Source organism: Stenotrophomonas sp. 05L414_2 (genome assembly GCF_056397905.1).
The window spans coordinates 1-10,336 of record NZ_JBFTOJ010000203.1 but is presented as its reverse complement, the minus strand read 5'-3'; the positions used below and the strand labels follow the sequence as shown (position 1 = coordinate 10,336).

General features: G+C 65.9%; 8 protein-coding genes and 2 pseudogenes. 6 read left to right on the top strand and 4 right to left on the bottom strand.

Annotated features, from left to right (window positions below):
- Together AC1DJN_RS19675 and AC1DJN_RS19670 are read left to right on the top strand one after the other, a co-directional pair.
- Nucleotides 1–244 (top strand): annotated as a pseudogene (locus tag AC1DJN_RS19675) (RHS repeat-associated core domain-containing protein); the annotation flags it as partial.
- Nucleotides 241–834, top strand: a complete 594-nt coding sequence (locus AC1DJN_RS19670) for a hypothetical protein (protein WP_282280092.1) — start codon at nucleotides 241–243, stop codon at nucleotides 832–834. The pseudogene AC1DJN_RS19675 and the gene AC1DJN_RS19670, both read left to right, overlap by 4 nt.
- Nucleotides 835–845: 11 nt before the next feature.
- Here the strand turns inward: AC1DJN_RS19670 and AC1DJN_RS19665 are convergent, their stop codons facing one another.
- The 3 genes from AC1DJN_RS19665 to AC1DJN_RS19655 form a co-directional block, all read right to left on the bottom strand.
- Complete coding sequence (locus AC1DJN_RS19665) at nucleotides 846–1,556, bottom strand: 2OG-Fe(II) oxygenase (RefSeq protein ID WP_032978467.1); 711 nt, start codon at nucleotides 1,554–1,556, stop codon at nucleotides 846–848.
- A 108-nt stretch (nucleotides 1,557–1,664) separates the two neighbouring features.
- Nucleotides 1,665–2,681: a class 1 fructose-bisphosphatase gene (locus tag AC1DJN_RS19660; RefSeq protein ID WP_025875529.1), complete on the bottom strand. Its 1,017-nt coding sequence runs from the start codon at nucleotides 2,679–2,681 to the stop codon at nucleotides 1,665–1,667.
- Between the two features lie 336 nt (nucleotides 2,682–3,017).
- Nucleotides 3,018–4,220, bottom strand: coding sequence for an amino acid aminotransferase (locus AC1DJN_RS19655; protein ID WP_025875527.1), 1,203 nt, complete (start codon nucleotides 4,218–4,220; stop codon nucleotides 3,018–3,020).
- Between the two features lie 171 nt (nucleotides 4,221–4,391).
- Here AC1DJN_RS19655 and AC1DJN_RS19650 point away from each other — a divergent pair.
- Nucleotides 4,392–6,335 (top strand): annotated as a pseudogene (locus tag AC1DJN_RS19650) (TonB-dependent receptor family protein); the annotation flags it as partial.
- A 39-nt stretch (nucleotides 6,336–6,374) separates the two neighbouring features.
- Here AC1DJN_RS19650 and AC1DJN_RS19645 read toward each other — a convergent pair.
- Nucleotides 6,375–6,701 (bottom strand): hypothetical protein, encoded by a 327-nt coding sequence (locus AC1DJN_RS19645; protein ID WP_025875523.1) that lies wholly within the window; start codon nucleotides 6,699–6,701, stop codon nucleotides 6,375–6,377.
- 141 nt (nucleotides 6,702–6,842) lie between these two features.
- Here AC1DJN_RS19645 and AC1DJN_RS19640 point away from each other — a divergent pair, with 141 nt between their 5' ends.
- The 3 genes from AC1DJN_RS19640 to ligD all read left to right on the top strand — a co-directional run.
- Entirely contained in the window at nucleotides 6,843–7,241 is a 399-nt protein-coding gene (locus AC1DJN_RS19640; protein WP_025875521.1) for a hypothetical protein, read from the top strand.
- 145 nt (nucleotides 7,242–7,386) lie between these two features.
- On the top strand, nucleotides 7,387–8,313 hold the full coding sequence (gene ku / locus AC1DJN_RS19635) for a non-homologous end joining protein Ku (protein ID WP_025875519.1): 927 nt from the start codon (nucleotides 7,387–7,389) through the stop codon (nucleotides 8,311–8,313).
- A 3-nt stretch (nucleotides 8,314–8,316) separates the two neighbouring features.
- The coding region (ligD, locus tag AC1DJN_RS19630) for a DNA ligase D (protein ID WP_478039888.1) at nucleotides 8,317–10,336 on the top strand (2,020 nt) is incomplete at its 3' end.

Below are 10,336 nucleotides of genomic sequence, written 5' to 3'. Positions count from 1 at the left end.
GTATGGGGATGGTCGCATTCATCTGAACAACAGATACTTGGATGTGCTTGATTGGGCGGGCGTTTACAACGTACTGGATACGATAATCCACGAAGGCTTCCACTTCACGCGCCCTAGAAATTTGCAAACTCAAGAAAATGGTTGGGATCACGGCTACATTTCGCCGGAGGCAACCAAGCGAGCTCGGGAACAGATCTACAACTATGACAAAGCCCGTAAGGCCACATGTGAGTGCACACAATGAAGTTCTCTATCCATATGGCTTATTCTTGCCTTCTTCTCGTGCTCGGAACGCAGTTAGTCCACGCGCGTGAATTGCATGAATGCATCATCGTTCCGCAGGCAACGATCGTCACCGACATGCCGGCTGGCATGGATGAGTTCGAACAGCGTCTGTGGACAGCAAATACAGGTCAGGTGGTGAGCAAGGGCACCGATACGCTCATTCTGCTTCGCATCTTCTCGGAATCATCAGGCGTGATGGATTCCCAGCAGTACACCAAGATCACCGGCATCCTGACGGGATATACACCGTCCTCTGAAGGGACGCAGGAGGTGGTCGGCGCACGCCTAACCAGTGGTGGTGCGGGCTTCGCGCACAAGGGAGACTACTGGCTGTCCAATGCAGTAACTGTTGAACTCCATCGACCGCACAAGCGCGATAGCCGAATGGAAGTTGAAGTGAAGGCTGTAGGATGGAACAGCTATCGAAAAGAAGACCGACCCTTCGATCTGCAGTTCACTTGCCAAATCAAGGAAATGCCGCTCGAAAGGCTTAGTGCTTGGCAAGGCGGCAACGGCAATCTCTGGCTGTCTTTTGGACCGACCAAGTAGCTGCGAGAGCTTCACCCTCCCCCAAACAACTTCTGCGCGCTCTGGAACAGGATCCAGCTGGTGGCGATGAACTTGTCGCCGCCCTGCGGCCGGTTGCCACGATGGGTGTGGGTGAACGCGGTCGGCGCAATCAACAGGCTGCCGGTGCGCGGTGCGATCTTGCGGCCCTGGAACAGGAACTCGGTTTCGCCTTCGTCGAAGTCGTCGTTGAGGTACAGCGTCCACAGCACGTGCCGGTGCAGCGTCTCGGCCTGCGCGTCCTTCGGGTACAGCTCGCAGTGCCAGTACGGGTAACCGCCCTCGCCCGCCGCATACCACTGCAGGTTGATCGCGCCCGGGCGCAGGCAGGTGCGCGCCAGATCCGCCAGCTGCTCCGGCGCCATGTCGGGGAAATCCTCGGCCGACAGGCGTCGCGGCTGGCCGTTGCTGTCCTGGATCTGCAACATCAACGGCGCGATCAATGCCTGTGGATAACGGCGTAGATAAGTCTGCAGACCCGCAAATACCGCCTGTTGCAGCTGCTGGTCCACATCCTGCCAGCCATCCACGCCGCTGATCCGCAGATCCTTGCTGTGCTTGAGTTCCGGGAACACACCGCTGCCCACTGCGCCGGGTTTCAGGCCCTGGCTTGCACGCATGCGCGCGACGATCGCAGCGCACACGTCGCTGGGGACGGCGTTGTGGATGACCTCGATGAAATCGACCGGGCCCGGCTCGTGCATGCGTGCATTCCTTCGACGGCAAGGGCTTGATGGTGCCGTTTGCAGCTGCAGCTGTCACCCTGCGGTCATGTCATCAATCTGCCATGACCGTTGTAGGGATGGCCGCTGTCAGACGCTCTTCGCGTCATGCTCCTGGTGATAACGCACGGCCTCGGCGACCTCTTCGCGCGAACCGAGGAACACCGGCACGCGCTGGTGCAGCTGGTCGGGTTGCACGTCGATGATGCGCTCGCGACCGGTCCAGGCAGCGCCGCCCGCCTGCTCCACCAGCAGGCCCATCGGGTTGGCTTCGTACATCAGGCGCAGCTTGCCAGCCTTGCCCGGTTCCTTCTTGTCCCACGGGTAGATGAAGATGCCGCCGCGGGTCAGGATGCGATGCACGTCGGCGACCATGCTGGCGATCCAGCGCATGTTGAAGTTCTTGCCGCGCGGCCCTTCCTTGCCGGCCAGCAGATCTTCCACGTAGGCCTGCATCGGCGCTTCCCAGTGCCGCTGGTTGGACATGTTGATGGCGAACTCCTGGGTGGCCGCCGGGATCTGCATGTTCTCGGTGGTCAGCAGGAACTCGCCGGTTTCGCGGTCGAGGGTGAAGGCGTGGGTACCGTGGCCGACGGTCAGCACCAGCTGCGTGCTGGGCCCGTAGATGCAGTAGCCGGCGGCGATCTGCTTGCTGCCCGGCTGCAGGAAGGCGTCATCGCCGGGCAGTTCGACGTTGGTCGGACAACGCAGCACCGAGAAGATGGTGCCGACGGAGACGTTGACGTCGATGTTGGAGCTGCCATCGAGGGGATCGAACAGCAGCAGGAAATCGCCACGCGGGTAGATGTCCGGCACCGGCTGGCTGTGGTCCATCTCCTCCGATGCGCAGGCGGCGAGGTGGCCACCCCAGGCGTTGGCCTCCAGCAGGATCTCGTTGCTGATGACATCCAGCTTCTTCTGCGCTTCGCCCTGCACGTTGCCGGTACCGGCCTCGCCGAGCACGCCACCGAGGGCGCCCTTGCTGACGGCGATGGAGATGCTGGTGCAGGCGCGGGCGACGACCGCGATCAGCTGGCGCAGGTCGGCGTTGATGCGGCCGGCGTGCTGCTGCTGGATCAGGAAGCGGGTCAACGAGGTACGGGACATGGGCGGGCAGGTCTCGGCAACGGGAAAACGCCTATTGTCGCTGGTCTGACTTGCGCGTGGGTGAGCGGGGGTAGGCGTAATCGTTTCCAGAGGCGTTGCGGTCGTGGCGGCTTCCCTTCGTCGAGGCGCAGTGAGCGGGGCACCGTGGCCAAGGCCGTGAGGCGCATGGATGCGCCGATCGAGCCCCCATGAATGGGTTTACGGCGTGTCTTGGCCACGGTGCCCCGCTCACTGCGTTTCAGGGTGTGCCGCGAGCGCGGAGGGTGTGGCAAGGCAGGTGCAAAAACAAAKGCGCCTTTYGGCGCCTTTGTTTCCACAGCTTGCTGGAGCGGTCGATCAGCCCTTGGCGACGGTGGCCACGGCCTTGGCGACGTATTCCAGGTTGTTCTGGTTCAGCGCGGCCACGCAGATGCGGCCGGTGCCGACGGCGTAGATGCCGAACTCGTCGCGCAGGCGCTCGACCTGTTCGCGGCTCAGGCCGGAGTACGAGAACATGCCCGCCTGCTCGTTGATGAAGCCGAACTGCGGGGCGCCGGCGGCGGCCAGCTTCTCGACCAGGCCCTGGCGCAGGGCGTGGATGCGCTCGCGCATCTCGGTCAGCTCCTGCTCCCACATCGCGCGCAGTTCCGGATTGGTCAGCACACCGGCAACCAGTGCAGCACCGTGGGTGGACGGGCTGGAGTAGATCGTGCGGATCACGCGCTTGACCTGCGACTGCACGGCCTTGGCGTCAGCGGCGGTCGGCGCGACCATCGACAGCGCACCGACGCGCTCGCCATACAGCGAGAACGACTTGGAGTACGAGTTGGCGACGATGAAGCTGTCGATGCCGGCCTCGGCGATGATGCGCACCGCGGCACCGTCCTGCTCGATGCCCTTGTCGAAGCCCTGGTAGGCCATGTCGATGAAGGGGAACAGCTGGCGGTCCTTCAGCAGCTGTGCGACCTGCTTCCACTGGCTGACGGTGAGGTCGGCGCCGGTGGGGTTGTGGCAGCAGGCGTGCAGCAGCACCACGGTGCCCGCTTCCAGCTTGCCCAGGTCGGCCAGCAGGCCGTCGAAGTTGACGCCATGGGTGGTCGGGTCGAAGTAGGTGTAATCGACCACCTCGAAACCAGCGGCGCTGAACACGGCGCGGTGGTTTTCCCAGCTCGGGTTGCTGAGTGCGACGGTGGCGTGCGGCAGAAGCTTCTTCAGCACGTCGGCGCCGACGCGCAGCGCACCGCTGCCACCGACGGTCTGGGCGGTGGTGACGCGGCCGGCGGCCAGCAGCGGCGAGTCCTTGCCGAACACCAGCTCACGGGTGGCCTGGGTGTACGCCGGCAGGCCATCGATCGGCAGGTAGCCGCGCGGTTTGGCTTCGTTGGCGAGCTGCTGCTCGATCTGCTTGACGGCGCGCAGCAGCGGAATGCGGCCGCTCTCGTCGTAGTAGATGCCCACACCCAGGTTGACCTTGGTCGGGCGGCTGTCGGCGTTGTACGCCTCGGTCAGGCCCAGGATCGGGTCGCCTGGGACCAGTTCCACGTTTGCAAAGAAGGACACGGCGGTACTCGTTCGGTAGACGGAAAGGGGGAGGAATTGCGCCACGCGGCTTGCGGCCTGTCGGCCGAAACCGACCCATCGTAACAAAGCCTGCCGGGGCTGGCCGCCGCCATCGTCATCCGCCTGCCCGTACCATGGCGTGCGTTGCCGCCCGATCCATCAACCTGAATCATGAATCCCAGCGCACGACGCCAATGCCTGCCGCTTTCCGCCCTGCTGCTGCTGCCTTTGGCGGTGACGGCCGAGCCATTGCCGACCGCCCTGCCGACGGTGCAGGTGCAGGCCGCGCGGGTGCCCGGCGTAGACCCCTTCGCCCTGCCCGCCAGCCTGGATACGGTGTGGATCGACGCCGACCGTACCGGCCCGGGCACGCAGCTGTCCGAGGCGCTGGGCGGAGTGCCGGGCCTGCTGGCCCGGGACCGGCAGAACTTCGCGCAGGACACCCAGCTGTCGATCCGTGGCTTCGGCGCCCGTTCGACCTTTGGTGTGCGCGGGGTGCGGGTGCTGATCGATGGGGTGCCGGCGACCATGCCCGATGGTCAGGGCCAGCTGTCGCACGCCAGCCTGCTCGGTGCCGAGCGCATCGAGGTGCTGCGCGGGCCGTTCTCGGCCCTGTATGGAAATTCGTCCSGGGGCGTGCTGCAGGTGTGGAGCGCGCAGGGCCAGGCCGGTGACCCGTGGCGGGTGCGGGTGAGTGCCGGTGCCGACAACACGCTCAGCGTCGGCGCGCAGCTGCGCGGGGCGGGCCCTGGCGTCGACTACAACGTGGCCGCCAACCATTTCAGCACCGATGGCTGGCGTGACCACAGCCGCGCGCGGCGTGAATCGCTCAACGCGCGCCTTGGCACCGAGCTCGCTGGCGGCCGCCTGGAGTTGCTGCTCAATGCGCTGCACGCGCCCAACGCGCAGGACCCGCTGGGCCTGACCCGCGCGCAGGTGGCGGCCGATCCACGCCAGGCCACGGCGGTGGCTGAGCAGTACAACACCCGCAAATCGGTGCGCCAGCAGCAGGCAGGCCTGCGCTGGACCCGTGAAGCCGGTGCGCAGCGCTGGCAGCTGATGGGCTATGCCGGGCAGCGCGCGGTGACCCAGTACCTGCCGATTCCGCCGGGACCGCAGGCCAACCCATTGCATGCCGGTGGCGTGATCGACCTGGACGGCGGTTATGGCGGGTTGGACGCGCGCTGGGGCTGGAACGGCGATCTGTGGGGGCGCCCGCTGGACCTGGTGGTGGGCGTGAATGCCGATCGCCAGCGCCAGCACCGCACCGGCTACGAGAACTTCGTCGGCACCACCGTGGGGGTACGCGGCCGCCTGCGTCGCGACCAGATCGACATCGTGCAGAACGTGGACCAGTTCGCCCAGGCGTGGTGGCAATGGAGCCCGCGCTGGTCGCTGCTGGCCGGGGTGCGCCACAGCGCGGTGCGCTTCGAATCGGATGATCGCTACATCGTCGGGCGCAACCCGGACGACAGTGGCCGCCGTCGCTACCAGGCCACCACGCCAGTGGCGGGTGTCAGCTTCGAGGCAAGCCCGCAGTGGCGCCTGCACGCGGCGATCGGGCGTGGCTTTGAAACCCCGACGTTCAACGAGCTGGGCTACCGCGCCGACGGCCAGGCCGGGCTGGCGCTGGATCTGGCGGCCGCCCGCAGCCGCAGCGTGGAAGTGGGCAGCAAATGGCATGCGCAGGATGGAAGACAGCTCGATATCAGCCTGTTCCGTGCAGATACCGACGATGAGCTGGCCGTTGCCAGCAACACCAACGGCCGCAGCACGTACCGCAACATCGGCCGTACCCGCCGCCAGGGTGTGGAGCTGCAGTACCGGCAGCCGTTGGCCGAGCAGTTGGAGCTGCAGCTGGCCTGGACCTGGCTGCAGGCGCAGGTGCGTTCGCCCTATCTGGCCTGTGCGGCCAGCAACTGCGCAGTGCCCGACACCGTGGTTGCCGCTGGCAGCCGCCTGCCCGGCGTGCCCCGGCAGCAGGCGTATGCCCGCCTGCAGTGGTCGCCGGGGCAGTGGCAGTGGGCGCTGGAAGCGGCCGCCAGCAGCGACGTGGTGGTGAATGACATCGCCACCGAGCGCGCAGCGGGATACGCGCTGCTGAACCTGGGCGCGGACGTGACGGATCCGCCGGGCATGGCCCGGCGCTACCGATCAATCCGGGGCCTTGGCGGGCACGAACGGCGAGGTTGGATCGCTGGCCGGGAAGGTCTCTTCCAGCGCCTCGTCCTGGTTGTCGCTGGCGTGCTGCTTGCGCTCGCGCCGCTTCAGCGGACTTTCCTGGCCACCGCGATTGCGGTCACCGCAGTCCTTGCGGTCCTGTGCGGCCTGTTCAGGCCGGCGCACGACGGGCAGTACGCCCTCGTCCGGTGTCGACATGCCGGCGCCACGGTCCTCGGCGTCGGCCAGATCGTGTTTGCCGCGCTGCTCGCCCGGCTCGGGGGTGTGGTTCTCACGCAGGGGGTCACGGGTGGTGGTCATGGGGCGTTCCTCCGGTAGGCCTCCACTAGAGCGCGGACGAAGTAAAGCCACTGCGAACCTGGCGTCATGAACATCTTTGTCACGACTGGATAACGGCGGCGCGCGTATTCCTGCCCACCCGCCCTGCTGCAGGAGCCGGCCATGCCCCGTCTTGAACGCCCCGCCCCGTCCGTGTTCAACGCCCTGCTGGATCCGCTTGGCCAGCGCAGCACGCAGCGCCGGACGCGCCGCCTGGAGGATCCGCAGGCGGTGGCGCAGGATTACCTGCAGTACATGCTGAGCGACTACGAGGAACGCCGCGGGCAGGGGCATCGCAACTGGCGCGATCTGTGCCCGGTGTACGCCTTCGCGCTGACCACCCACGCCGCTGACTGGCCGCGTGGYGGCGAGGCCGATACCAGTGGCGAACTGGCCGAGCACTGGGACCAGATGCGCGGACAGTCGCGCCTGAACTGGGCACAGGCGCAGCCGGTGGTGGAAGATGCCTGGCGCGCGCTGGACCATATCCCGGCCGCTGCGGTGAGGCCGCTGCTGCAGTAGTGCCGGTCGCTGGCAGGCATCGCCAGGATTCAAGGAGCTGCCGGCCAGCGGCCGGCACTACCGCATGGTCTGCACGTGGCCGACACGGTTGTTTCACGGTAGCCGGCTGAAGCTGGCTACCCCTGCTGAAACACAGGTGCGCATCATGGCCCGCCCGATCTGGACCGGTACGCTTTCCTTCGGCCTGCTCAACGTACCGGTCTCGCTGATGTCCGGCGAGCGCAAGGTCGACCTGCACTTCCGCATGCTGGATTCGCGCGATCGCAAACCGATCCGCTTCGAACGGGTCAACGCCGACACCGGCGAGGAAGTGCCGTGGAAGGACATCGTCAAAGCCTACGAGTACGACAAGGGCAGCTACGTCGTGCTGGAGGAAGACGATATCCGTTCGGCGGCGCCGGAAAGCCATGAAACGGTGGAGGTGGAAACCTTTGTCGACGCCAGCCAGATCGACCCGCGTTACTACGAGAAGCCCTATCTGCTGGTGCCGGGTAAAAAGGCCGAGAAAGGCTACGTGCTGCTTCGGGAAACGCTGCGCAGCACTGGCAAGGTCGGTATCGCCCGGGTGGTGGTGCGCACGCGCGAGTACCTGTGCGCGGTGATGCCCAACGATGACGCGCTGGTGCTGATGATCCTGCGCTATCCGCAGGAACTGGTCGAGCCTGACGACTACAAGCTGCCCAGTGGAAAGCTTGCCGATTACCGCATCACCAGCAAGGAAACGGCGATGGCCGAGCAGTTGATCGAGTCGATGGCCGGTGACTGGGATCCTTCGCAGTACCACGATGAATTCCGCGAACGCCTGCAGCAGGTGCTGAACAAGCGCATCAAGTCCAAGGGCGGCACCACCCAGGTGGAGGACGAGCCGGCACCGCGCGAGGACGCAACCACCAACGTGGTGGACTTCATGGCGCTGCTGCAGAAGAGCCTGGATGCCAACAAGCGCACGCCGGCGAAGAAGGCGGCCGCGCGCAAGGCTCCAGCCAAGAAAGCAGCGGCGAAGAAGGCACCGGCAAAAAAGGCCGCCAAGAAGGCGGCAAAGAAAACCCCTGCGCGACGCAAGGCGGGTTGAGCCATGTCGTTGCATCAGTACCGCCGCAAGCGTCGGCTGGGCGGGGGGAGCGGACAGACCCCGGAGCCGGACGATGCACCGGCACAGGGCAATCCGAAGCGGCGGCCGATCTTCGTGGTCCAACTGCACCACGCCAGCAGCCGCCACTACGATTTCCGCCTGGAAATGGATGGCGTGCTGAAAAGCTGGGCGGTGCCGAAGGGGCCGTCGCTGCGGGTGGGTGAGAAGCGCTTGGCGGTGGAGGTGGAAGACCATCCCCTGTCCTATGCCGGCTTCGAAGGTGATATTCCGGAAGGCCATTACGGCGCCGGCCACGTCGATGTGTTCGACCACGGCAGCTGGGCCTGCGAAGGTGATCCGCTGCAAGCACTGGCGGCGGGCAAGATCGACTTCTTGCTGCACGGGCAGCGCCTGGCCGGTGGCTGGAAACTGGTACGCACGGCGATGAAGGGCCGCCAGGTGCAGTGGCTGCTGATCAAGCGCGATGACGCGCAGGCACGGGATGCGGAGGCGGACGATCTGCTGCACACGCCAGCGCGAACATCCGCAAAGAGGTCCCGGGTTTCAGCGAAGAAGACGGCTCCAGCGCCACGTGCCGCACACCCACGCAAGGCCGATGCACGCTGGCATGCGCGCGCGCTGCAGCTGGACGGGGCGCGCGACAGAAGCTACCCGCACCARTTCAAGCCACAGCTCACCGATCACCGCGACACCGCGCCCGATGGCGAGCGTTGGCTGCATGAGATCAAGTGGGATGGTTACCGGTTGCTGGCCGATCTGCACGAAGGTGAGGTGACGCTGCGCTCGCGCAATGGCCTGGACTGGACTGCCGATTTTCCCGAAGTGGTGCAGGCGCTGCAGGCGCTGCCGGTGCGCGATGCGCGTCTGGACGGGGAACTGGTGGTGCTGGACGACAACGGCCGCAGCGACTTCGCCGCGCTGCAGCGGGTGATCGACGGCAGCTCGAAACAACCGCTGCGCTACATCGTGTTCGACCTGCCGGGCGTGGCCGGGGTCGACATCAGCCGTGCGCCGCTGCTGCAACGCAAGGCACTGCTGAAGGAACTGATCGGCGATGCAGTTGGCACGCTGGCCTTCAGCGAGCACGTCATCGACCACGGCCCTGCCGTGTTCGAAGCCAGCGGCAAGGCGGGCTTCGAAGGCATCGTCAGCAAGCAGGTCGATGCGCCTTACGTGAACACCCGCGCACGCAGCTGGGTGAAAGTGAAGCACGAGGACACCGATGAATTCCTGATCATCGGCCACACCGCACCCAAAGGCTCGCGGGTGGGATTTGGTTCGCTGCTGCTGGCCACGCCGGAAAAGGGCGGCCTGCGCTATGTCGGCCGCGTCGGTACCGGCTTCGACGATGAGGGGCTGCGCGCGCTGGCGGCCGCGCTCGCGCCGCTGGCGGTGAAGGAGGCGGTGCTGGAGCTGCCGGCGCACGTGCCGTTGCGTGCGGCCAGCGTGCGCTGGGTCAAGCCGGTAACGGTGGCCGAGGTCGCGTTCCGCGGCTGGGGCAAGGAAGGGTTGCTGCGCCAGGCCAGCTTCAAGCGGCTGCGCAGTGACAAGAAGAAGGAGGACCTGGCGATGAGTGCAACACCGGCCGATGACGGCGACGACGTTGCCATTACCCATCCCGAGCGCATGGTGTTTGCGAAGAAGAAACTCAGCAAGGGTGATGTCGCCGACTACTACCGGCAGATGGCACGCTGGATCCTGCCGGAAATCAGTGGGCGACCGCTGTCGCTGCTGCGCTGTCCCGACGGCGTCGGCAAGGCCTGCTTCTTCCAGAAGCACCATGGCCAGGGCCTGGGTGATGCGGTGCATGCGGTGCCGCTGCAGCAGAAGAGCGGGCGCGAGGACTACGTCTATATCGATGACGAACGCGGCCTGCTGCAGCTGGTGCAGATGAACACCCTGGAACTGCATCCGTGGGGCGCGACGGTGGCCGATCCCGAACATCCCGACCGGCTGGTGTTCGATCTTGATCCGGGTGAGGGCGTGAGCTGGGCCGCTTCAC

Coding starts and splice junctions, on each gene's coding strand:
- AC1DJN_RS19670 (WP_282280092.1), top strand. CDS start 241: ATGAAGTTCTCTATCCATATGGCTTATTCTTGCCTTCTTCTCGTGCTC.
- AC1DJN_RS19665 (WP_032978467.1), bottom strand. CDS start 1,556: ATGCACGAGCCGGGCCCGGTCGATTTCATCGAGGTCATCCACAACGCC.
- AC1DJN_RS19660 (WP_025875529.1), bottom strand. CDS start 2,681: ATGTCCCGTACCTCGTTGACCCGCTTCCTGATCCAGCAGCAGCACGCC.
- AC1DJN_RS19645 (WP_025875523.1), bottom strand. CDS start 6,701: ATGACCACCACCCGTGACCCCCTGCGTGAGAACCACACCCCCGAGCCG.
- ku (WP_025875519.1), top strand. CDS start 7,387: ATGGCCCGCCCGATCTGGACCGGTACGCTTTCCTTCGGCCTGCTCAAC.